Consider the following 22,890-nt stretch of genomic DNA (forward strand, 5'->3'; position numbering starts at 1 on the left):
GGTCACCGATCCTACCGGCGTGGCAGGCCGGTCGGCGTCGCACCGCCGCCGGCGGGCGCTCTACCGCCCCAGCAGCGGCTCCCGCGACGCCATGCCCGCAGCCCCGGCCCGCGCGACCGCGTCCGGCAACGCCGCCAGGAAGGCGTCGACGTCGTCATCGGTCGAGGTGTGTCCGAGCGTGATCCGGAGCGCGCCGCGGGCGTCCTGCTCCGACAGGCCCATCGCGAGCAGCACGTGCGACGCCTCGGGAACGCCGGCCTGGCACGCCGACCCGGTCGACACCGCGACCCCGGCCGCGTCGAGCAGGAACAGCAGCGAGTCGCCCTCGCAGCCCGGGAACGTGAAGTGCGCGTTGCCGGGCAGCCGGTCGTCGGGGTCGCCCATCAGGACGGCGGACGGCACGGCCGCACGGACTCCGGCGACGAGCCGGTCGCGCAGGGCGACGAGCGACGGGTGCGGCATCGGCTCGGCGGCGACCATCGTGGCCGCGACGCCGAACGATGCTGCAGCGGGGGCGTCCTGGGTGCCGCTCCGCACCTGCCGCTGCTGCCCCCCGCCGTGGATGAGGGGCTCGACTGTGGCCTTCCGCCCGAGCACCAGCGCACCGATGCCGACCGGTCCGCCGACCTTGTGCGCGGAGACGCTCAGGGCGTCGAGGCCGGACGCGGCGAACGACACCGGCACCTGGCCGTAGGCGGCGACGGCATCGCTGTGCACGGGCACGCCGGCGGCGTGCGCCAGCTCCACGATCCGTGACACGGGCTGGATGGTGCCCACCTCGTTGTTCGCCCACAGGAACGTGACCAGGGCGACGTCGTCGGCGGAGGCGAGTCGTGCCTCCAGTCCGACGAGGTCGACGCGACCCTGCGCGTCCAACGGGACCACGTCGACGACGGCGCCCTCGTGCGTCTCCAACCAGGTCAGGGTGTCGACGGTGGCGTGGTGCTCGCCACCCGGGACGACGATGCGGGGGCGGGCACGGTCGCGTTGACGAGCCCAGAACAGGCCCTTCACGGCGAGGTTGATGCTCTCGGTGCCGCCGGAGGTGAACACGACCTCGACGGTGTCGGCGTCGAGCGACCGGGCGACGGCGGCGCGGCCGTCCTCGAGCAGCATCTTGGCGCGCTGCCCGGCGCTGTGGATCGAGGACGGGTTGCCGACGGTCCCGAGCGCGTCGGTGAACGCGGCGAGCGCCTCCGGCAGGATCGGCGTCGTCGCGGCGTGGTCGAGGTAGACCGGCATCTGCACCCCCTGGAACGAGCGGTGTCCAGGATACGCGTCGGTCCTCGTACCCTTGTCGGGTGCACGAGACAGCGATCGACCACACCCCGGGGTTCGACCTCGGGGCCGACGTCCCGCGGTTCTCCCTGCGGTCCGCCACCGCCACGGCCGTCGTCGTGGTCGTCGAGCGAGCGGACGGGCAGTCGGCCCGGTACCCGCTCGAGCGGCTGCCGGCGACCGACGTGTGGGCGGCCGAGACGCCCGGCGTCGTCCCCGGTGACCGGTACCACCTGCTCGTCAACGGCCCCGTCGGACCGCGGAACGAGTTCGACCCGACACGGCCCCTGCTCGACCCGTACGCCCGCGGCATCGCGCCGACCGGCGCGCACGAGAGCGGACCCGACGACGGGGCCGGGCTCGGACTCGTCACCGGGACCAGCACGCCCCGCTGGACGAGCGTCGTCGTGGACGACGCCTTCGACTGGGGCGGCGTCGTGAAGCCCACGGTCCCGCTCGACCGCGCCGTCGTCTACGAGGCGAACGTCCGCACCCTGACCGCCGCGAACCCCCACCTGCCGGAGCACCTGCGCGGCACGTACGCCGGGGTGGCGCACGAGAGCACCATCGCGCACCTGCACCGGATCGGTGTCACGACGCTCGAGCTCCTGCCGGTGCACGCGTTCGACACCGAGAACTGGTTGCGGGACGCCGGCCGCGAGAACGCCTGGGGCTACAACACGCTCGGGTTCTTCGCGCCGCACGCCGCGCACGCTTCCGCACCCGCACGGGCGGAGGGCGCGTCCGCGGTCCTGCGCGAGTTCAAGGGCATGGTCCGGCTGCTGCACGAGGCCGGCATCCAGGTGGTGCTCGACGTCGTCTACAACCACACGGCGGAAGAGGGCCTCGGCGGACCCACCACCAGCCTGCGCGGCACCGACGGCGCGAACCGGTACCGGTGGACCCAGGCCGCGCCGCCGTTCCGGGACACCTACTACGACACCACCGGCTGCGGGAACACCCTGGACACCTCGGTGGAGTCCACGGCGGACCTGATCGTCGACAGCCTGGTCTACTGGGCGCGCGAGGTGCAGGTCGACGGCTTCCGCTTCGACCTGATGGCTGCCCTGGCCCGGAACGCCGACCACGTCTTCGACCCGTCGCACCCGCTGCTCGAGCGGATCCGGAACCACCCCGACCTGCAGGACACCCTGGTCATCGCCGAGCCGTGGGACGTCGGTCCGGACGGCTGGAAGACCGGGGGCTTCGGCGGGGCAGGGGAACGCACGAGCGAGTGGAACGACGGGTTCCGCAACACGGTCCGCCAGTTCTGGCTCACCGACATCGCCGAGGAACGCCGCAACGGCATGCCCCAGACCGGCATCGGCGCGCTGGCCGGCGCGCTGACCGGCTCCCGCCACCTGTTCGGCGCCGAGCGCGGCCCGCTCGCGAGCGTCAACTTCGTCACCGCGCACGACGGCTTCACGCTGCTCGACCTGGTGTCGTACGACGGCAAGCACAACGAGGCGAACGGCGAGGAGAACCGCGACGGCTCGAACGACAACCGCTCGTTCAACCACGGCGTCGAGGGCGACACCGCCGACCGCGGCGTCCGGGCAGCGCGCTGCCGGTCGATGCGGAACCTCGCCGCGACGCTGCTGCTCTCCGCCGGGGTGCCGATGCTCACCGCGGGCGACGAGCGGAGCCGCACGCAGCACGGCAACAACAACGCGTACGTCGTCTCCGACGACCTCACCCCCGTGGACTGGTCGGGCGACGAGGACGCCGAGTCGATGACCGAGGCCGTCGCCGCGCTCGCCCGGTTCCGGCACGCGCACCCCGCACTCCGGCCGACGCGCTTCGGTGTCGAGGGGCAGGAGACCCCGGGTGCCTCGCGGATGTCCTGGTACGGGCCGGACGGGCACCCGATGACCATCGAGGGCTGGGACCAGCCGGTGCACCGCGTCCTGCAGTACTTCGCCGAGTCGACGCCCGAGCACGAGCCGTACGACCGCGTGCTGGTCGTCGTGCACGGCAGCGGACGCACACGTGACCTGACGCTGCCGGTGCGCGAGGACGTGCTCGGCTACCGCCTCGCGTGGTCGAGCGAGAAGCACCGTGACCACGAGCGGCTCCGCCCCGCCGGTCAGGTGTTCACCGCCTACGGCCCCGGCATCCACCTGTTCGAGCCGGCGTAGCGCGCGATCCGGCCCGCGCCCGGCACGCGACCAGGGGCGGACGGGAGGCCCGTGGCGGCCCCGCCACGGGCCTCCCGTCCGGTTCCTCCACAGGTCCACGGCGCGCCCGACCGTCCACAGCGGGCGGATTCCGGGGAACGCGGAGGCGCTCGCCGGGTAGCGTCGGCTCCGTGGCCACCGCAGACCGACCCCGCCGACCGAAGATCGGGCGCATCCCGATCACCGAGCTCGCCCCGAGGACGCCGAACGGGTTCCCCGGCAAGGCGTTCGACGGCGAGGTGATCACGTTCGGTGCGACCGTCTTCCGAGAAGGACACGGCATCATCGGCGCCGACCTCGTCCTCGAACGCCCGGACGGGGGCACCAGGACCGTCCCCCTGGCCCTCGGCGCGCCCGGTACCGACCGGTACGAGGCGACCGTCCAGGTCGACCACGTCGGCGTCTGGACCTGGCACGTCGAGTCCTACTCCGACGACTGGGCCACGTGGCTGCACGCCGCACGGCTGAAGATCGCGGCCGGGGTGGACACCGAGGCGACGCTCCTCGACGGCGCCCTGTTGCTCGACCGCCTCGCCGACGAGACCGACTCCCCCGCCGCCACCCGTGCGGCAGCCAAGGTGCGCGACACCGACCTCGACCCGGCCGAGCGCCTGGCCGCCGTCGACGACCCGCGCATCGTGGCCGAGGTCGAGGAAGCCCCGCTCACCTCGCTCCGCACGCACTCCCCGACGCAGCTGCTCGACGTCGAGCGCACCCGCGCCGGCGTCGGCGCCTGGTACGAGTTCTTCCCCCGCAGCGAAGGCGCGAAGAAGAACCCGGACGGCTCGTGGAAGAGCGGCGACTTCCGGACCTCGGCCCGTCGTCTGCCCGCCGTCGCCCGGATGGGCTTCGACGTCGTCTACCTGCCGCCGATCCACCCGATCGGCACGACCGCGCGCAAGGGCCCGAACAACACGCTCACCCCGGGGCCGCACGACCCCGGCAGCCCCTGGGCGATCGGCTCCGCCGAGGGTGGGCACGACACGATCCACCCCGACCTCGGGTCGGAGGACGACTTCCGCGACTTCGTCGAGACCGCGAAGAACACCGGCATGGAAGTGGCGCTCGACTTCGCGTTGCAGTGCTCCCCCGACCACCCCTGGGTCACCGAGCACCCGAACTGGTTCACGCAGCGCGCCGACGGCTCGATCGCCACGGCCGAGAACCCGCCGAAGCGCTACCAGGACATCTACCCGATCCAGTTCGACTCCGACCCCGAGGGCCTGGTCGCCGAGGTCCTGCGCGTCCTGCGGCACTGGATCGACTTCGGCATCCGGATCTTCCGTGTCGACAACCCGCACACCAAGCCGCTCTGGTTCTGGGAGCGCGTGATCCGCGAAGTCCGCGACGAGCACCCGGACACCGTGTTCCTGGCCGAGGCGTTCACCCGGCCGGCGATGATGCGTGCGCTCGCCGAGGTCGGGTTCCAGCAGTCGTACTCGTACTTCACGTGGCGGAACACGAAGGAAGAGGTCGAGTCCTACTTCGAGGAGCTGTCGCACGAGACGAGCGACTACCTGCGCCCGAACCTGTTCGTGAACACGCCGGACATCCTTACCGAGTACCTGCAGTTCGGTGGTCGCGCCGGCTACAAGGTGCGTGCCGCGCTCGCTGCGACGGGCGCCCCGACATGGGGCATGTACTCCGGGTACGAGCTGTTCGAGGACGTCGCCCGACCGGGCTCGGAAGAGAACATCGACAACGAGAAGTACGAGTACAAGCCGCGTGACTTCGCCCTGGCCGAGGCCGAGGGCGCGTCGCTCGCCCCGTACGTGACGATGCTCAACCGGCTCCGTGCCGCGCACCCCGCCCTCCGCCAGCTGCGGAACCTGCACGTGCACGCCGCGGACGACCCGGCGACCGTCGTGTACTCGAAGCACCTGTCCGGCGAGTTCATCCGCTCCGGGCACGCCGACACCGTGATCGTCGTCGCGAACGTCGACCCGCACTCGGCGCGTGAGACCACCGTGCACCTGGACCTCGCTGCGCTCGGCCTGCCGGCCGACAGCCGGTTCGACGTCCGTGACGTCGTGACCGGGCAGCGCTGGGTCTGGGGCGCATCGAACTACGTCCGCCTGGACGCGTTCCAAGAACCCGTGCACCTGCTCGTCGTGGAAGGACTGCACCGATGACGAACGACCCGACCGCACCCCAGCCGACCCCGCCGTCGCGCCGCGGCCCCGCCGTGCCGCCGGTACCGCCCCCGCCGCCGCCCGTGCCCGCGCGGACGCCGTCCGACGCCGAGCAGGAGCCGCGCTACGAGCCGCGGGTCTCCGCCCCCGACGAAGACCTGCCCGGTGCTCCCGCTGCACCGCGCGAGGCGCCCGACCGCGGGGTCGCCGAATCCGCCACGCTGGCGGGACACCCCGCCGACGCCACCCATCCGCGGGTACCGTCCGTCGACGCCGTCGCGCACTCGGACGCTCCGACCGGAAGCCCGGCCACCGTCGCGCCGTCGTTCGCCCTCCCGACGCCGCCGGCGCCCGAGCCCGCCACCGCCGGCAGCACGGGCCCGCGTCCGGCGCCGGTCGAGCAGTGGCTCCGGCAGCAGGTCGCCGAGGGCCGTTGGTCGCAGCCCCACGACGTCCTCGGCCCGCACGCCGTCGACGGCGGCACGAGCGTCCGCGTGGTGCGCCACCTGGCGCAGGCGGTCCGGCTCGTCCGGCTCGACGGCGACGACGTCGAGTTGACCCACGAGGGCGACGGTCTCTGGGCCGGTGCCACCGCCGAGGAGCTCGGGCGCTACCGGGTCGAGGCCGACTACGACTTCGACGAGTCCTCGGAAGAGGACGACGCCACCTGGACGACCGACGACGCGTACCGGTTCGCCCCGACGCTCGGCGAGCTCGACCTGCACCTGTTCGGAGAGGGCCGCGACGAGCAGCTCTGGCACCACCTCGGCGCGCACGTCCGCTCGATCGACGGCGTCGACGGCGTCGCGTTCTCCGTGTGGGCACCCCGAGCCACGGCCGTCCGCGTGATCGGCGACTTCGAGGGCTGGGAGGGCCGCACCACCGCGATGCGCCGCCTGAGCGACCTCGGCGTCTGGGAGCTGTTCTGGCCGGGGGCCGTCGCCGGGCAGCGGTACAAGTTCCAGATCCTCACCGACTCCGGCTGGGTCGAGCGCGCGGACCCGTTCGCCCGCGAGGCCGAGATCGCCCCGGCCACCGCCTCGGTCATCACCGAGTCGAGCTACACGTGGTCCGAGGGCGACCGCGCCTGGATGGACCGCCGCGCGGAGACGACCACGCACGATGCGCCGATGAGCGTCTACGAGGTGCACCTCGGCTCGTGGCGCCCCGGGCTGTCGTACCGCGAGGTCGCCGACCAGCTCATCGGGCACGTGCAGTACACGGGCTTCACGCACGTGGAGTTCCTGCCGCTCGCCGAGCACCCGTTCGGCGGCTCGTGGGGCTACCAGGTCACCGGGTACTACGCCCCGACCGCACGCTACGGCTCCCCCGACGACTTGCGGTACCTGATCGACCGCCTGCACTCCGCAGGCATCGGCGTGATCATGGACTGGGTCCCCGGACACTTCCCGAAGGACGAGTGGGCACTCGGACGCTTCGACGGCCACGCGCTGTTCGAGCACCCGGACCCCCGCCGCGGCGAGCAGCTCGACTGGGGCACCTACGTGTTCGACTTCGGGCAGCCGCAGGTCCGGAACTTCCTGGTCGCCAACGCCCTGTACTGGCTCGAGGAGTTCCACATCGACGGCCTGCGCGTCGACGCCGTCGCCTCGATCCTGTACCTCGACTACTCCCGCACCGACTGGCTGCCGAACATCCACGGCGGCCGTGAGAACCTCGACGCCGTCGCGTTCCTGCAGGAGACGAACGCCACCGCGTACAAGCGCTACCCGGGCATCGTGATGATCGCCGAGGAGAGCACCTCGTGGCCCGGCGTGACCCAGCCGACCAGCGCCGGTGGGCTCGGGTTCGGCCAGAAGTGGAACATGGGCTGGATGCACGACTCGCTCGAGTACGTGCAGCGCGACCCCGCGTACCGGAGCTACCACCACGACGAGATCACGTTCTCGCTCGTCTACGCCTTCAGTGAGCAGTTCACCCTGCCGATCAGCCACGACGAGGTCGTGCACGGCAAGGGTTCGCTCTACGGCAAGATGCCCGGCGACGAGTGGCAGAAGCTCGCGAACGTCCGGGCCTACCTGGCGTTCATGTGGGCGCACCCCGGCAAGCAGCTGCTCTTCATGGGGCAGGAGTTCGCCCAGCCCGCAGAGTGGTCCGAGGCGAAGGGGCTCGACTGGTGGCTCCTCGACCAGCCCGGGCACCGCGGTGTGCAGGACCTCGTCGCCGCCCTGAACCGGGTCTACAAGGACACGCCCGCCCTCTGGACGCACGACAGCACGGCCGACGGCTTCGAGTGGATTGAGGGCGGCGACGCACCGCACTCGACACTCGGGTTCCTGCGCAAGGACGGCGACGACCGGCTGGCGGTGTTCGTGAACTTCTCGGGCGTGCCCGTGGAGCGTCGGTTCGGCCTGCCGAGCGCCGGCGACTGGCACGAGGTGCTCAACACCGACGCGGCGGAGTACGGCGGCTCCGGTGTCGGCAACCTCGGGGTCGTCACGGCCGAGGACACCCCGTGGGCGGGTCGACCCGCGTCGGCGCACCTCGTGGTGCCGCCGCTCGGCGCCGTCTGGCTCAAGCTCGAGCAGTAGGACGTTCCGAGCGCACCAACGGACGGGAGGCCCGTGGCGGATCCGCCACGGGCCTCCCGTCCGTTCGTTGCGTGCGTCTAGTACAGGGCGCTCGCCAGACGACGGCGGGCCGCGACCACGCGCGGGTCGTCGGTCCCGATGAGCTCGAAGTACTCGACGAGGCGGACACGCAGGGCCTCACGGTCCTCGCCGAACACCGTCGGCACCAGGTCGAGCAGGCGCCCGAAGGCGTCCTCGACGTGGCCACCGGAGATGTCGAGGTCGGCGACCGCGAGTTGCGCCTGGACGTCCTTCGGACCCGCGCCGGCGGCGGCACGGATGTCCTCGGCGGTGTGGCCGTTCAGCCGGTCCAGCAGCGACACCTGTGCGAGCCCCGCGACGGCCATCTGGTCGTGCGGGTCCTGCAGGATCGCGGTCTTGTACTCGGTGATCGCCGTGGCGTAGTCGCCTTGCTCGATCGCGTCGTACGCGGCCTGGTGGTGCGGCGGCAACGCTTCCGGTTCCGGCTCACCCTGCTCGGCGGTGTCCTCCGGCGCGGCGGCACCGTCCACGGTGACGCGACCGGAGACGCCGTTCTGCTCGGCTGCCTGGAGCACCTGCTCGTAGACGTCGCGGACCTGCGCCTCGGGCAGCGCGCCGACGAAGAGCCCGAGCGGGCGTCCGCCGATCAGCGCGGCGACGGTCGGGATCGACTGCGCCTGGAACGCCTGCACGAGCTGTGGGTTCGTGTCGGCGTCCACCTTGGCGAGCAGCACGCGCCCGCCGTACTCGGCGGTCAGCTGCTCGAGGATCGGCGAGAGCTGCTTGCACGGCCCGCACCACTCGGCCCAGATGTCGACGATGACCGGCACCACGGACGACAGCTCCAGGACGTCCTGGAACGTGTCGTCGGTGACGTCGAGCACGAGTGACGGGACGGTCAGGTCGCCGCCCGTCTCGGTGCCCGGCACTGCTGCACCGGTCGGGCTTCCCGCCTGCGCCGGAGCACCGGCGGGCGGCTGGGGCGGCCGCTGTGCGCGGTCGACGAGGGACGACAGGTCCACGGCTCCGCGGAGCCCGGACGGGGTCGGGGGGATGTTGCTCATTGCACCTCACTCGCTGCGGTCAGGCCCTGCGTGAACCCGAGCAGGACCACTTTGTCATCCGAGGCGACCGGCGGCACGTAGAAGAGCAGCTGGACGCCATACGTGGCGCTGATGCCCTTCTTGCTCGTGTCGACCCCGGACAGTGCCTTGACGGCACCCTCGGTGTTGACCTCGGCGCCGGAGGCGGTCGGGGTCACCTTCTCGATCTCGTTGAGGTCGGCGGAGACGAGCGCGCCGGCGTCGTCGGTCGCGATCGCGACGGCGGAGTCCTCCGGAGCCTCGGACGAGTACTCGATCTTCGCCGTGTCCGGCAGGGACTTCGCCTTCTTGTCCTTGTACGCCTTGCCGATGGTGGTGCGGAGGCCGTCACCCTCGGTGGCGAAGAGGTCGGCGTACTCGCTCTTCGAGTCCTTGGAAAGGATGTCGCCGTAGGCGGTCGCGACCTGGTCCGGGGCGATCGCGAGGAGCTTCGACTGCGGAGCCAGGAGCGCCGCGCCGATCGACGTCGGCGCGAGGCTCGGGATCTTGGCGTCGGCCTCGAGCGAGACGTCGTAGGCGACCTTGTACGGGTCGCGCGCGGTGTCCTGCACGAGCGTCAGGGCCTGCGGTGCCGACTTGGCGTCGCAGTCCTCGGCGACGATCACGAAGACCGTGCGCGGCCACGTGTCGGTCTGCTGCGGCAACGCGACGCACACCTGACCGGCCGAGATCGCCGGCGGTGCCTTTGCGTCGGAGTCCTTGCCGCGGATGGAGTAGTTCGCCAGCCGCAGGTCGAGCGCGGCACCGGTGAACCGGGTCTTCGCCAGGTCACGGTCGCGGGCGCCGTCGGACTGCTTCGCCACCGTGGCGATCCGCTCGACGACCCGGGTGATCTGCTGCTTGGTCGCAGCCGTGGGCTCGGTGGTCTCCGCCGCGCCGGTCGCGCTGGCCGTGGGGGTCGGGGTCGCGAGCGAGGGGTCCCCGCCCTGCGGCCAGTAGTCGGACGAGCAGCCGGCCAGGGCGAGCGTGCCGACCAGGACCACGGGGACCGCGATGAAGGCGCGCGACCCACGGCGGCCCCGCGTCGGGACCTGTGCACCGGCAGCGGCGGCACGACGCGAGGCCCGCACGCGCGGCGGTCGGGTGCCGCCGCTGCGACGACGCGGCCCACGACCGCGGCGCTGGTGCAGGAACGCCAGCACCAGCAGCACGATGCCGCCGAGCGCGAAGACGCCACCGGCGACCAGCAGGGGCCCGACGGACGGCGTCGCGGTGTCCTTCGGCCAGGTGACCGAGACGTCGCTCGGGGCGGCGGCGGTGCCGTCGCTGACGATGAGGACCGAGACGTCCTGCGGCAGGCGGACCGTGAACTGCCCGGAGCCGTCGTACTCCTGGTACCAGAGGTCACTGCCCTTCGGCGACGGGACGGACGCCTCGGAGCCGGTGGTCTTGCCCACCAGCTCCGCGCTCTCGGCGTCGAACCGGAGCGTGGTGTGCTCGGCGTCACCGACCCACGCGTCGACGTCGGCCGTCTTGCCGTACGCCGCGAAGACCTTGCCGGAGCCGGACACGTTGATGCGCTGGTAGCCGGGGTTCGCGTTGAGCGTCGACCCGGGGATCACGGTGACCGGAGCGGAGCTGGTGGTCGAGCTGTCCGCGACGAGCGAGGACGGCGGAGCGAACACGGTCCGCTGTCCGACCGCCAACGCGACGAGCAGCAGGCCGATGACGAAACTGACGATCGCCAGGACGAATCGCACGAACACTCTCCCTACCGCGCCGGGGTGGGGATGTCGGCGCGCGAATCAGCGACTCAGGATAGCGAGCATGGCTGAGCAGCGCATCCATCCGGGCTGTCGCCGGACTCAGACGACCCCGTCGGGCCACCACTACAATCGACCGCGGGCCGGATCCGGCCCTCCGCCGAGCACCCAGGAGCGACACGTGGCGAACGACGAGGCAGAGTTCGGGACCGAGCTGCGCGGGTACCGCCGCGACGACGTCGACCGCTCACTGAACGACCTGCGCCGTGAGCTCATCAAGTCGAACACCGACCGTGCCGACGCCGCGAAGGAGATCCGCCTCCTGCAGTCCCGCGTCTCCGAGCTCCAGGGCGAACTCGACGAGGCCGGCACCCCCACCTACAGCGGCCTGGGCACACGACTCGAGTCGACCCTGCGCGTGGCGGAGGAGCAGTCCACCCGGCTCATCAGCCAGGCGGACATCGACGCGCAGCGCCTGCGGGCGTCGAGCCGGGCCGAGGCCGACCGCACCGTGCGCGAGGCACAGGAAGAAGCCCGCGACACCCTCGAGGACGCGCGCACCCGCTCCACCAACGAACTCACCCGTGCTCGTGCCGAGGCCGCCGACACCGTCGAGCGTGCCCGTGCCGAAGCCGGCCTGCTGACCCAGGACGCCCGCAACGAGGCCGCCGCCATCCGGGGTGCCGCGGTGACCGAGGCCGCCGAGGTCCGCTCCGTCGCCATCCGCGAGACGAACGCCCTGCGCGCCCAGGTCGAGCACGAGGTCGCCGAGCTGCGCGAGATCGCCCAGCGCGAGTCGGCCGACTCCCGCACCGCCGCGGCCGACCTCGACCGCGAGACCGAGCACCGCCGCTCGGTGTTCGAGGCCGACCACGCCCGCCGGGTCGAGGACCTCGCCCACGAGGAGTCCACCCGCCGTCAGGCACTCGAGCGCGAGGTCGCCGAGGGGCGTGCTGCGTGGCACCGGGAGCGCGACGAGCAGCAGCAGGCACACGCCCTGGCGATCGAGACCGGCCGCGCCGAGCTGCAGGCCGAGGTCGACCGACGCCGCGCCGAGATCGACGGCGAGTTCGCCGACCGCCGCAGGGTCGTGGACGAGGAACTCGCCGCAGCCCGTGCCGAGTGGGACCGGGAGCTCGCCTCGGCGCGCACCGCCCTGGCGCAGGAGGCCGAGGCGTTGCGTGCGCAGCTGCGCGTCGACGAGGAACAGACGCGCGTCGAGAACGAGCGGCTCGTGCAGGAGACCGCCGACCGCATCGCACGCGAGCTCGAGGAGCACGACACCCGCATCGAGCGGGAGCGCGCCGAGGCCGACGCCGCCGCCGAACGCGCGGACCGCGAGCACGAGAACGCGCTCGCCGCCCGCCGCGAACGCGAGCACGCCGAGGTCGACACCGAGATCGCCGACCGCCGCTCCGCCGAGCTCGACACGCTCGAGTCCGAGCGCACCGCCCTCCGTCAGGAGATCGACACGGCCCGCGCCGACCTGGCCAAGGAACGTGACGAGGCCCGCGCCGAGGTCGCCCGCGAGCGCGACGAGGCCCGCACGACGCTCGAGTCCGAGCTCGCCTCACGCCGGGACGACGCCGAGCAGGACTACCTGCAGAAGCACCACGAGACCGTCACCGAGACGCAGAAGTACCTCGACGAGGCGAACCTGCAGCTCGCCGAGGCCACGCGCCGTGCCACCGAGGCCCGTGAGCGCGCCGAACGGCTCCAGCAGGAAGCCGACGACCTCGAGCGCACCAGCACCGCCGAGGCGCAGGAGCACGCGCGCACCATCGTCGCCGATGCCCAGGACCGCGTGCACCGGATGGTCTCGGATGCCGAGGAGCGCACGGCTGCCATCACCGCCGAGGCCGAGGACCGACTGTCGGCGATCCGCACCGAGCGCGAGGCCGTGGCGGGCTACCTGGAGAACCTGCGCGGCGTGCTCACGCACGCGACCGGCCTACTCGGGACCGCACCCGGCACCGCGGCCGGAGCAGCCGACGACGCAGTGGACGCGAGCGAACGCTGACGCGAGCCGACCAGGAGGCGCGGGTCGCGCCTCCCGGTCGGCCCACCGCACCGAGGTGGGCACGCACCGTGCGTCAGACCGGCGAGTGCCGTCAGACCGGCCAGTGCGTCGGCAGCGGCGTGCTGCCCGGCACGACGAGGTCGGCGACGGCGTCGAGGACGATCCGGACGTACCGCTCCCCCACCCACAGGTGCTTCGCGCCCTCGATCGGGACGACCCGGACGTTCGGGGCGATGGCGAACCGGGCGAGCGCTTCGTCGGGCTGCAGGAAGTCGTCGTGCTCGGGCACCAGGGCCACCACCGGGACGTCCACGGCTGCCCAGCGCGCGAGCTCGTCCTCCGTGGTGCGGTGCAGCGGCGGCGAAAGCAGGACCACGCCGGCCACGGTGCCGGCATCGACGTGCTCGAGGGCGTGCTTGAGGATCACCTCGGTGCCGAAGGACCACCCGACCAACCACGGCGTCGGCAGACCACGGTCGACCACCTCGGCAACGGCGGCTCGCAGGTCGAAGCCCTCGGAGACGCCCTCGCCGAACACGCCCTCGGACGTGCCGCGTGGCGACGTCACCGACCGGAAGTTGAAGCGCAGGACCGCGATGTCCGCCAGGGCCGGCAGACGCGCGGCGGCCTTCTTGAGGACGTGCGAGTCCATGAAGCCGTGCGCGGTCGGCAGCGGGTGCAGCGTGACGATCGTGCCGCGAGCCGGGCGGGTCTCCGGTTCGGCCAGTTCGCCGACCAGGGTGAGGTGGTCGTCGGTGACGAGCTCGACGTCGGTGCGGCGGGCAGGCAGCTGCGTGGCAGAGCGGATCTCGCCGTCGTCGTCGGTCATGCGATGCTCCAGCAGTGGTTGTGCCAGTGTCGGCGTGATGCCAGGTCAGCAGCGTCGCCGAGGACCCCGTCGGACCGCCAGACCACCACGTGGGCGGTGCCCGGCAGGACCGCTCCGCCGCACCCGGGGCAGACGTACTCCTTCTGCGCCGACGCCGCGGAGACGGGCTGGACGAGGTACTCCCGCCCGCGACGCATCTCGGTGCGCTTCCACGAGCTCATCAGCCGGTCGAGGCCGGTGTCCTCGTCAGGCTCGACGTCGCGACCACGGGGACGCCGCGGCCGGTTGCTGCGCGGCACCCCAACTGCCGATCAGTACCAGTTGTTCGCCTGGCTGTGGCCCCAGGCGCCGCAGGGCGTGCCGTAGACACCGGCGATGTAGTTGAGACCCCACGTGATCTGGGTCTCCGGGTTGGTCTGCCAGTCGGCACCTGCAGACGACATCTTGCTGCCCGGCAGTGCCTGCGGGATGCCGTACGCACCGCTGGGGTTGTAGGCGTTCACCCGCCAGCCGGACTCCTTGTTCCACAGCGAGACGAGGCAGTTGTACTGGTCGGTGCCCCAGCCCCGGGCCGTGACGAGCCGCAGGGCGATCGCCTGCGCGCTGCCCGCGTCGGGCGTCGCGGCCACGGCGGCCAGCGTGTTCGCGGCGGAGACGCTCTCGGTCTCGGTCGCGGCGGCGTCGGTCGTCTCGTCGGTGGTGGCGTCGTCGGCTTCTTCCTCGACGACGGGCTTGACGACCTTGGGGGCCGGCACGGTCACGCCGTAGCCGTCGCGGTCGGCAGCGGCGTCGCCGTAGGTGCCGTGCGCGGTGTACTGCTGCGGGGCCTGCGGCGTCTTCACGAGCACCGGGGTGTCGACCGCGGCCTGCGCGACGTCGGCCTGGAGCGGGTTGAAGAGCGACGCCCCGACGAAGAGGAAGACCCCGACGAACGAGAACGCGGGAACCGAAGAACGCTTCCGTGCGAAGGCGTTGACCGCGGCGGCTGCGCCACGGCTCGGCTGCTGCGCCGTCGCGGTGCGCTGGACCGCCGTCGCGTTCTGCTGCTTCGCGGCACGAGGGTCCACCCGGGCCGCGGGGGCCTCGTGCGCGAACGCGGCGACGCGTTCGTCGGACACGCGGTTCGCTGCGACGGACTTCGGCGTCGCGACGGGACCGGTCTCCGGCAGGACCTGCGGGTTCGCCTGGAGCACCGAGGTGTCCGCCGTACGGGTTCGGTTCAGTGCCGCGCGGCGCTCACCCGAAGCCTGGAGGCTGAGGTGCTCGCGGGGATCGCGGTCGGAGCTGTGGTCTGCCGTGTGCCTGCCCATGAGTAGGACCAGGGTAACGGAACGATCACGGAAAGCGAAGCACCTGGGTGCAGCGCGTCGTCAGCGGACGGCGAGCATGACCTCGACGACGGCGTCGAGCAGCGCGTCCACCTGGCCCTCGCGGTAGCCGCCGTGCTTCGGGCGGAACACGATCGACCGCACCTCGGTGAGGCTCAGCGGCTTGCCCTCGCGGAAGTAGCCACCGAGGCGGGCCGCGAACGCGTCGACGTCCTTCGGGTGGTACCCGGTGCCGAGAACGCTCACCCGGTTGAACCGCTGTCCGTCCGGGCGCTCGAGGCGGGCCACGACGTCGGAGGCCTTCGTGCGGGCTTCGGCGTACCAGGCCTTCTGTCCGGCGTCGCCGATCTCCCGCTCGCGCTCCCGGGCCGCGAAGGCGTCCTCGAGGCGCTCCAGCGCTGCGTCGACGTGCGAGGTCGAGTAGCCGCCCTTGCGCATCGAGAACGCGGTGGCGCGGATCTTCGCAGCCTCGATGCCGGGGGCGCTGTCGTCGGCGGAGTAGGCACGACGGGCGTCCTCGAGGAAACGCTCGACTTCGTCGACGTCGTATCCGAGGGCGGAGCGGGCTGCGGTCGGGAAGGTGGTGGCCACGGCGTCATTCTGCCAGTCCCGACCCGTGGCACAACCTGGACGCGCTGAGGGCGGCGCTCAGGGTGGGCCGACGAGGTCGATCGAGGTCGGTCAGTGGTTGACGATCAGGTACAGCACGTAGGCGACGGCAGCCGACGGCAGGATGCTGTCGATGCGGTCGAGCAGTCCGCCGTGCCCGGGCAGGAAGGACGAGATGTCCTTGATGCCGAGGTCGCGCTTGATCATCGACTCGGTGAGGTCACCCAGGGTCGCCGACCCGGAGATCAGGACGCCGAGGACGACGCCGGTCCACCAGGGCAGGCCGAGCATGAGCCAGGCGACCAGGATGCCGACGATGATGCTCGCTGCGACCGATCCGGCGAAGCCCTCCCAGGTCTTCTTCGGGCTGATCCGCGGCGCCATCGGGTGCTTGCCGAGGTTCAACCCGGTGGCGTAGGCACCGGTGTCGACAGCGACGACGACGAGGATGAAACCGATCACCCAGAGGTTGCCCTGCGACTGCGCGGAGAGCAGGACGACACAGGCGCCGAGCAACGAGATGTAGGCCTGCACGAACAGGCCGTTCGTGACGTCGCGGAACACGTCGCCCGCCGACGGCTTCTGCCGCGAGAGCGCGACCTCGACCACACGCCAGAGGCTGATCAGGACGATGCCACCGAGCAGCGTGAAGAGTGCCGCGACCTGCCCGAGCAGGAACGCCGCCGGCACGATCGCGATCGCGACGGCGACGCTCGGGATCCGCGGGACGTCCCGGCCCGCGAAGCGCATGGCGCTCGTGAGCTCGTAGACGCCCACGCCGAGCAGGAACGCCGCCACGACCATGAACGACGGCGGCCAGATGAGGAGCGTGCCGAGCATGACCACGGCGAACGCGAGCGCGATGCCGATCGCCGCCGGCAGGTTGCGCCCGGTCCGCGCGGTCAGGGCCTCGTTGCGCGCACCGAAGTCGGCCTTGCGCTGCCGGAGCTGCGCCTCGAAATCGGTGCGGGCCGCTCGGGCACGCGCATCGAAGTCCTGGCGGAGCCCCTTCTTCACGGGCCCGGTCTGGTCGGGTCCGTGCTCTGCTGTGGGGCGTTCACCGCCCTGGTCCGGGCGGCGCATCAGACCTCGAGGAGTTCGGCTTCCTTCTTCTTCAGCGACTCGTCGATCTGGTCGACGTGCTTCTTCGTCAGGGCCTCGAGGTCCTTGTCACCGCGCGAGATCTCGTCGTCCGAGATCTCACCCTTGAGTGCGTCGAGGTCGTCCTTGGCCTTGCGGCGGATGTTCCGGATGACGACCTTGTGGTCCTCGCCCTTCGTCCGCACGAGCTTGACGAACTCCTTGCGGCGGTCCTTGGTGAGCTCCGGGATCGTCACGCGGACGATGTCGCCGTCGTTCGTCGGGCTGGCGCCGAGGTTCGGGAACGTCGCGATGGCGCGCTCGATCTCCTTGAGCGCCGTCTTGTCGTACGGCGTCACGATGAGCGTGCGGGCCTCGGGCGTCTGCAGCGACGCGAGCTGCGCGAGCGGCGTCGGCGTGCCGTAGTACTCGACCGGGATCTTCTGGAAGAGCGCCGCGTTGATGCGGCCGGTGCGGACGGTCGAGAAGTCGTCCTTGGCGACCTCGACAGCCTTCGCCATCTTCTCGGTGGCTTCGGTCAGGACATCACTGATCACGGTGTTACTCCTTCGGTACTGGCGTCGAGTCTAGTCAGCGGTGCGGGTCAGTTGCTGACCACGGTGCCGATGCGCTCGCCACGGATGGCGGCCTGGACGTTGCCGTCACCCTCCATGCCGAAGACGTGCATCGGCATGCCGTTGTCCATGCAGAGCGAGAACGCGGTGGCGTCGACGACCTTCAGGCCCTTCAGGAGCGCGTCCTGGTAGGTCACGTGGTGCAGCTTCTCGGCCGTGGCGTCCTTCTTCGGGTCCGCCGTGTACACGCCGTCGACACCGTTCTTGGCGACGAGGACCTCGTCGGCCTTGATCTCGAGTGCTCGCTGCGCAGCCACCGTGTCGGTCGAGAAGTACGGCAGACCGGCGCCGGCGCCGAAGATGACGACGCGACCCTTCTCGAGGTGCCGCTCGGCGCGCCGCGGGATGTACGGCTCGGCGACCTGGGTCATCGCGATGGCCGACTGCACGCGTGTCGCGGCCCCGGCCTGCTCGAGGAAGTCCTGCAGTGCGAGCGCGTTCATCACGGTGCCGAGCATGCCCATGTAGTCGGCGCGGCCGCGGTCCATGCCGCGCTGCGAGAGCTCGGCGCCGCGGAAGAAGTTGCCCCCGCCGACGACGATCGCGATCTCGACCTCGCGCGCAGCGACGGCGATCTCCTTGGCGATGGCCCCGATCACGTCGGGGTTCACGCCGAGCGATCCGGCCCCGAAGGCCTCTCCCGACAGCTTCAGCAGTACGCGGCGTCGTCCGGTCTTCTCGTCGGTCATCTGATCGCACCCTTCGTCGTGGTCTCGTGGAAATGTACTCGCGGATGTGTCGCGTGTGTGTCGCGCCCGGAGGCGCGAAAAACGGGGCCAGGAACCTGGTTGGTTCCTGACCCCGTCACGGGTTCGTTACGCGCCGACCTTGACGCGGGCGAAGCCCTGGATCGTGATGCCGGCGTTCTCGGCGGCCTTCGCGACGGAGATCTTGTTGTCCTTCGCGTAGTCCTGGTCGAGGAGCGACACCTGCTTGATGTAGGCGTTCACCCGACCCTCGACGATCTTCGGGAGCGCAGCCTCGGGCTTGCCCTCCTCGCGCGTGATCGCCTCGACGGTCGCACGCTCCTTGGCGATCTCGTCGGCCGGGACCTCGTCGCGGGTCAGGTACGTCGGGTTCGCGAACGCGACGTGCTGGGCGATCGAGCGGGCCTCGGCAGCGTTGTCACCCTCGTACGCGATGACGACGGCGATCTGCGGCGGCAGGTCCTGGCTGGTCTTGTGCAGGTAGATCTCGAAGGCGGAGCCCTCGACACGGCGAACCGTGCGGACCTCGAGCTTCTCGCCCAGTGCGGCGGCCGACTCGTTGACGACCTCGAGGACGGTCTTGCCGTCGACGGGGGCGGCGTTCGCGGCGGCGACGTCAGCTGCACCGGCGGCCGCGACGGCCCCGAGCACCTTGTCGGCCAGCGTCGTGAACTTCTCGTTCTTCGCGACGAAGTCGGTCTCGCTCGCGAGCTCGACGACCGTGGCGGCGCCGTTCTCGGAGCTCGCGACGACGACGCCCTCGGAGGTGGCACGGTCGTCGCGCTTGGCGACGGCCTTCGCACCCTTGATGCGGAGCAGCTCGACGGCCTTGTCGTAGTCGCCGTCGGCCTCGACGAGCGCGTTCTTCGCGTCCATCATGCCGGCGCCGAGGTCCTCGCGGAGCTTCTTCACGTCAGCAGCGGTGAAGTTTGCCATTGACTGTCCTTTCTGGACGGTACGTGTGTGGAGAGTGGTGACGCAGGCGCCGGACCCGATCGGGTCCGGCGCCTGCGACGGGTCACTCGGCGGGGGTGGTCTCCGCGGCTGCCTCGGCCTCGGCCGTCGGCTCCGCGTTCTTCGCGTCGTCGGCGATCGGCTCGCCGATCTCCTTCGCGGCGACCTGCGCGTCAGCGTTGTTCTCCTCGACGGTCGCGCCCTCGGGAGCGGCGTCGGCGGACGGCGTCGCGGCGTCGCCACCGAGGAGCTCCTGCTCCCACTCGGCGAGGGGCTCTGCGGCCTCTTCGTCGTCGCCACCGTTGTGGCGGGTCTTCAGGCCCTCGGCCGCGGCGTCGGCGACGATGCGGGTCAGGAGACCGACGGAGCGGATCGCGTCGTCGTTGCCCGGGATCGGGTACGTGATCTCGTCGGGGTCGCAGTTGGTGTCGAGGATGCCGATGATCGGGATACCGAGCTTCTGCGCCTCGTCGACGGCGAGGTGCTCCTTCTTGGTGTCGACGATCCAGAGCGCGCTCGGGGTCCGCGTGAGGTTGCGGATACCACCGAGGGTCTTGTGGAGCTTGTCCAGCTCGCGCTTCTTGATGAGGAGCTCCTTCTTGGTGAAGCCCTTCGTCGTGTCGTCGAAGTCGATCTCCTCGAGCTCCTTCATGCGCGCGAGGCGCTTGGAGACCGTCTGGAAGTTCGTGAGCAGACCGCCGAGCCAACGCTGGTTGACGTACGGCTGGCCGACGCGGGTCGCCTGCTCGGCGATGGAGCCCTGCGCCTGCTTCTTGGTGCCCACGAAGAGGATCGTGCCACCGTGCGCGACCGTCTCCTTGACGAAGTCGTACGCGCGGTCGATGAAGGCCAGCGACTGCTGCAGGTCGATGATGTGGATGCCCGAGCGCTCGGCGAGGATGAAGCGCTTCACCTTCGGGTTCCACCGACGGGTCTGGTGTCCGAAGTGGACGCCGCTGTCGAGCAGCTGGCGGATGGTGACGACGGCCATGTGCCGTCCTCCTTCTGTGTTCTCGGCGCACAGCTGTGCTGTGCCCCTGTTGCGGTTGTGTCGAGCACGACCGGAGGTCGTGATCCCTGGTGCCCTGGCACGCGACCGCCCGCTCGTGAGAGCGGGACCGGTGGTCGGGTGCCGGGTCGGAGACGGCGAACCGTTGACGACCCTGTGGACACGCGAAGTCAGCGCGCATCAGCGCACTGCTGGAGAAATGCTAGCAGACAGGAGGCCCGGATCACGCGCGCCGACCGGCTGACGTGATCCGGGCCTCCTGTCCGGTGTTCTGGGTGTGTCAGACGCGACTCATCACGCCTTCGCGTTCACCGTGTCGCCCTCTGCGGAGATGCCCATCTCCTCGAGCGAGCGGCCCTTGGTCTCGGGGATCTTCGCGATGACGAAGAAGAACGAGATCAGCGCGAACAGCGCGTAGATGCCGTACGTGACCGTCAGGTTGAAGCCGGACAGCACCGGGAAGGTGATCGTGACGATGAAGTTCGCGACCCAGTTGGCGGCCGAACCGATGCCGAGCGCCGTGGCGCGGATGCGGTTCGGGAACATCTCGCCGAGCAGCACCCACATGAGCGGACCCCACGTCGCACCGAACGACACGACGAACAGGTTCGCGAAGATGAGGGCGATGACACCCCACGAGCCGGGCAGGCTCGGGTTGCCGTCCACGATCGTCGACTGCGAGAACGCGATCGCGACCATCGCCAGCGACACGAACATGCCGGCGGAACCGGTGACGAGCAGCGGCTTCCGACCGACCTTGTCGACCAGGAAGATCGCGATGAACGTGACCGCGACGTTGACCACCGACGTGATCGTGGAGATGAGGAAGGAGTCGCTCTCCTTGAACCCGACCGCCTGCCAGAGCGTCGTCGAGTAGTAGAAGATCACGTTGATGCCGACGAACTGCTGCAGCACGGCCAGGATGATCCCGACCCAGACGATGGGCTGCAGGCCGAAGCGGTTGCCCCGGATGGAGCCCTTCTTCTCGTTGGCTTCCTTCTTGATGCCGTCCTGGATCTCCTCCAGGCTCGTGTTCACCGTGTCGCGCGGGACGATCTTCGTCATGACCGCGCGGGCGTCCTCCGTCCGCCCCTTGGCGAGCAGGTACCGCGGCGACTCCGGCAGCGTGATCGCCAGGATGCCGTAGACCACCGACGGGATCACGCCGACCAGGAACATCCAGCGCCAGGCCGGCAGGCCGAGGACGACCTCGGAGGCGCCACCGGCGGTGACGGCGAAGAACTGGTCGGAGAGCAGCGCGGCGAAGATACCGAGCGTGATGGCGAGCTGCTGGAACGACGCCAGGCGCCCGCGGATCGCCTTCGGCGAGACCTCGGAGATGTACGCCGGCGCGATGACCGAGGCCGTACCGATGCCGAGGCCGCCGACGAGACGCCACAGGACGAAGTCCCACGTGGCGAACGCGAAGCCGGAGCCGATCGAGCTCACCAGGAACAGCACGGCGGCCCAGAACATCACCCGGGTGCGACCCCAGCGGTCAGCGAGTCGACCGGCGAAGTAGGCGCCGAACGCACAGCCGATGAGCGCGGACGCGACCGCGAAGCCGCTCGCCGCCTCGGACAGGCCGAACTCGCCCTTGATGGCCTCGACGGCGCCGTTGATGACCGACGAGTCGAAGCCGAAGAGGAAACCGCCCACCGCTGCTGCGATGGCGAACGCGGTGACCTTCCCCTTGAACGCACGGTCCTCGCCGTGCCCGGTGGCTGTGTTGGACACGATGCTCCTGGGTTCTGCCGGCCGTGCTGCTGTGGGCACGGTGCCCCGGCGGTCGGCTCGTTCGCCGTCCGTGCGGCGTTGCGTGGTCCGGAGCGGCCCCGACTGTACTCCTCGTGGCGCATGTGGTCATAACCGGGTGCGTCCGGTGGCGGGGCGGTCGGGTCGGGTCGGGTCGGGGGTGTCGCCTCGACTCGGAACGACACCGTCGATGTCGTGCGACATCGAGGACGTCGTTCGTTGCGGTCGCCTCGTCCCTCCACAGGCCGGGAGGCCCGCCTCGCCCTCCACGGACCGCCTCACCTCGGTCGTGTGGCCGGTCCGTGGCGGACAGAGTGGCGGCATGCTCCTGTTCCCCGGCTCCGGCACTCGGCTCCCCCCGGTCGTCTCGCTGGTGCTGGTGCTGCTGGTGCTGCTGCTCGGGATGCCCGGGGGGTCTCCCACATCGTCGTCCACACCGGTGCCCGCGCCAGAAGCGCAGCGCGACCAGCGAGAGCGCACGGCGGCGGCTCGTGCTGCCGAGCCGTGGGTCTGGCCGACCGGCACGCGGGTGGTCGAGCGCGGGTGGGAGCCGCCGTCCGACGACTACGCCGCCGGCCACCGCGGGATCGACGTCCCGGCGCCGCTCGGCACGACTGCGGCGGCGGTCGACGACGGCACGGTGGCGTTCGCCGGACCGGTCGGCGGCAGGAGCGTCGTGACGGTCGACCACGGCGGCGGGCTCGTCAGCACCCTCGACTCGGTGCAGCCGCTCGTCGCCGCCGGGGACGACGTCCGACAGGGTGATCCGGTCGGCCGGGTGTCCGTGGGGCACTGCCCGGCCTCGGCACCGTGTCTGCACCTCGGCGCGCGGGTCGACGGCCGCTACGTGGACCCGACGTCGTACCTTCCCCCGGCCGAGTGGCCCGTGCTGTTGCCGGAGTCCGCCTGGCCGGGGTGAGCGTCGGCGACGAGCGGTGGGCGACCTGCGACGTGCGCCGGCCCGCTGGCTGGCCGGGTGCGTCGGCGAGCGTCAGGCG

18 protein-coding genes are annotated in these 22,890 nt (G+C 71.2%); 5 read left to right on the forward strand and 13 right to left on the reverse strand.

Annotated elements, in window-relative coordinates; genetic code table 11:
• Positions 1-60: 60 nt before the first annotated feature.
• Positions 61-1,242, reverse strand: coding sequence for a cysteine desulfurase family protein (locus tag DEJ14_RS11210; RefSeq protein ID WP_111086450.1), 1,182 nt, complete (start codon positions 1,240-1,242; stop codon positions 61-63).
• Positions 1,243-1,301: 59 nt separating this feature from the next.
• Here DEJ14_RS11210 and DEJ14_RS11215 point away from each other — a divergent pair, with 59 nt between their 5' ends.
• The 3 genes from DEJ14_RS11215 to glgB all read left to right on the forward strand — a co-directional run bounded on the left by DEJ14_RS11215 (position 1,302) and on the right by glgB (position 8,139).
• A complete protein-coding gene (locus DEJ14_RS11215; RefSeq protein WP_111086443.1) occupies positions 1,302-3,416 on the forward strand; it encodes a glycogen debranching protein in 2,115 nt (704 codons plus the stop codon).
• A gap of 170 nt (positions 3,417-3,586) precedes the next feature.
• Positions 3,587-5,587 carry an alpha-1,4-glucan--maltose-1-phosphate maltosyltransferase gene (locus DEJ14_RS11220; protein ID WP_181437632.1) on the forward strand — a complete coding sequence of 667 codons (2,001 nt, stop codon included), beginning with the start codon at positions 3,587-3,589 and terminating at the stop codon, positions 5,585-5,587.
• Complete coding sequence (glgB, locus tag DEJ14_RS11225) at positions 5,584-8,139, forward strand: 1,4-alpha-glucan branching protein GlgB (RefSeq protein ID WP_284179139.1); 2,556 nt, start codon at positions 5,584-5,586, stop codon at positions 8,137-8,139. Before DEJ14_RS11220 ends, glgB begins: the two co-directional genes overlap by 4 nt.
• A 77-nt stretch (positions 8,140-8,216) precedes the next feature.
• Here glgB and DEJ14_RS11230 read toward each other — a convergent pair whose 3' ends face one another.
• A complete protein-coding gene (locus DEJ14_RS11230; RefSeq protein ID WP_111086094.1) occupies positions 8,217-9,224 on the reverse strand; it encodes a tetratricopeptide repeat protein in 1,008 nt (335 codons plus the stop codon).
• Positions 9,221-10,963: a DUF8094 domain-containing protein gene (locus tag DEJ14_RS11235; protein ID WP_146249794.1), complete on the reverse strand. Its 1,743-nt coding sequence runs from the start codon at positions 10,961-10,963 to the stop codon at positions 9,221-9,223. Before DEJ14_RS11235 ends, DEJ14_RS11230 begins: the two co-directional genes overlap by 4 nt.
• 184 nt (positions 10,964-11,147) lie before the next feature.
• On the opposite strand from DEJ14_RS11235, the gene DEJ14_RS11240 reads away from it, so the two are divergent.
• On the forward strand, positions 11,148-12,986 hold the full coding sequence (locus DEJ14_RS11240; RefSeq protein WP_111086092.1) for a coiled-coil domain-containing protein: 1,839 nt from the start codon (positions 11,148-11,150) through the stop codon (positions 12,984-12,986).
• A 91-nt stretch (positions 12,987-13,077) separates the two neighbouring features.
• On the opposite strand, the gene DEJ14_RS11245 is transcribed toward DEJ14_RS11240, so the two are convergent.
• The 10 genes from DEJ14_RS11245 to DEJ14_RS11290 form a co-directional block, all read right to left on the reverse strand.
• The gene (locus DEJ14_RS11245) at positions 13,078-13,815 is read right to left on the reverse strand and encodes an alpha/beta hydrolase (protein WP_111086091.1); all 738 of its coding nucleotides are present in this window, start codon (positions 13,813-13,815) and stop codon (positions 13,078-13,080) included.
• Positions 13,812-14,114 carry an Rv1322 family protein gene (locus tag DEJ14_RS11250; protein WP_258373323.1) on the reverse strand — a complete coding sequence of 101 codons (303 nt, stop codon included), beginning with the start codon at positions 14,112-14,114 and terminating at the stop codon, positions 13,812-13,814. The genes DEJ14_RS11245 and DEJ14_RS11250 overlap by 4 nt, the downstream gene beginning before the upstream one ends.
• A 12-nt stretch (positions 14,115-14,126) precedes the next feature.
• A complete protein-coding gene (locus DEJ14_RS11255) occupies positions 14,127-15,125 on the reverse strand; it encodes an aggregation-promoting factor C-terminal-like domain-containing protein (RefSeq protein ID WP_258373322.1) in 999 nt (332 codons plus the stop codon).
• A gap of 60 nt (positions 15,126-15,185) precedes the next feature.
• Positions 15,186-15,734 carry a DivIVA domain-containing protein gene (locus DEJ14_RS11260; RefSeq protein WP_111086090.1) on the reverse strand — a complete coding sequence of 183 codons (549 nt, stop codon included), beginning with the start codon at positions 15,732-15,734 and terminating at the stop codon, positions 15,186-15,188.
• 90 nt (positions 15,735-15,824) lie between these two features.
• The gene (locus DEJ14_RS11265; RefSeq protein ID WP_111086106.1) at positions 15,825-16,769 is read right to left on the reverse strand and encodes a phosphatidate cytidylyltransferase; all 945 of its coding nucleotides are present in this window, start codon (positions 16,767-16,769) and stop codon (positions 15,825-15,827) included.
• Between the two features lie 65 nt (positions 16,770-16,834).
• Positions 16,835-17,389 carry a ribosome recycling factor gene (frr, locus tag DEJ14_RS11270; RefSeq protein ID WP_111086089.1) on the reverse strand — a complete coding sequence of 185 codons (555 nt, stop codon included), beginning with the start codon at positions 17,387-17,389 and terminating at the stop codon, positions 16,835-16,837.
• A 47-nt stretch (positions 17,390-17,436) separates the two neighbouring features.
• Positions 17,437-18,156: a UMP kinase gene (pyrH, locus tag DEJ14_RS11275; RefSeq protein WP_111086088.1), complete on the reverse strand. Its 720-nt coding sequence runs from the start codon at positions 18,154-18,156 to the stop codon at positions 17,437-17,439.
• 126 nt (positions 18,157-18,282) lie between these two features.
• Positions 18,283-19,110 carry a translation elongation factor Ts gene (gene tsf / locus DEJ14_RS11280; RefSeq protein ID WP_111086087.1) on the reverse strand — a complete coding sequence of 276 codons (828 nt, stop codon included), beginning with the start codon at positions 19,108-19,110 and terminating at the stop codon, positions 18,283-18,285.
• An 82-nt stretch (positions 19,111-19,192) separates the two neighbouring features.
• A complete protein-coding gene (rpsB, locus tag DEJ14_RS11285; RefSeq protein ID WP_111086086.1) occupies positions 19,193-20,119 on the reverse strand; it encodes a 30S ribosomal protein S2 in 927 nt (308 codons plus the stop codon).
• Positions 20,120-20,431: 312 nt separating this feature from the next.
• A complete protein-coding gene (locus DEJ14_RS11290; RefSeq protein ID WP_111086085.1) occupies positions 20,432-21,874 on the reverse strand; it encodes a sugar porter family MFS transporter in 1,443 nt (480 codons plus the stop codon).
• A 340-nt stretch (positions 21,875-22,214) separates the two neighbouring features.
• Here DEJ14_RS11290 and DEJ14_RS11295 point away from each other — a divergent pair, with 340 nt between their 5' ends.
• Entirely contained in the window at positions 22,215-22,811 is a 597-nt protein-coding gene (locus DEJ14_RS11295; RefSeq protein WP_181437587.1) for a M23 family metallopeptidase, read from the forward strand.
• Positions 22,812-22,890: the final 79 nt, after the last annotated feature.

Source organism: Curtobacterium sp. MCJR17_020 (assembly GCF_003234365.2).
Lineage (GTDB): Bacteria > Actinomycetota > Actinomycetes > Actinomycetales > Microbacteriaceae > Curtobacterium.

Bases quoted from the DNA above. Each gene is read 5' to 3' on its own strand.
- rpsB (WP_111086086.1), bottom strand. From the start codon at position 20,119: ATGGCCGTCGTCACCATCCGCCAGCTGCTCGACAGCGGCGTCCACTTC.
- pyrH (WP_111086088.1), bottom strand. From the start codon at position 18,156: ATGACCGACGAGAAGACCGGACGACGCCGCGTACTGCTGAAGCTGTCG.
- DEJ14_RS11245 (WP_111086091.1), bottom strand. From the start codon at position 13,815: ATGACCGACGACGACGGCGAGATCCGCTCTGCCACGCAGCTGCCTGCC.
- DEJ14_RS11295 (WP_181437587.1), top strand. From the start codon at position 22,215: ATGCTCCTGTTCCCCGGCTCCGGCACTCGGCTCCCCCCGGTCGTCTCG.
- DEJ14_RS11230 (WP_111086094.1), bottom strand. From the start codon at position 9,224: ATGAGCAACATCCCCCCGACCCCGTCCGGGCTCCGCGGAGCCGTGGAC.
- glgB (WP_284179139.1), top strand. From the start codon at position 5,584: ATGACGAACGACCCGACCGCACCCCAGCCGACCCCGCCGTCGCGCCGC.
- DEJ14_RS11255 (WP_258373322.1), bottom strand. From the start codon at position 15,125: ATGGGCAGGCACACGGCAGACCACAGCTCCGACCGCGATCCCCGCGAG.
- tsf (WP_111086087.1), bottom strand. From the start codon at position 19,110: ATGGCAAACTTCACCGCTGCTGACGTGAAGAAGCTCCGCGAGGACCTC.
- DEJ14_RS11210 (WP_111086450.1), bottom strand. From the start codon at position 1,242: ATGCCGGTCTACCTCGACCACGCCGCGACGACGCCGATCCTGCCGGAG.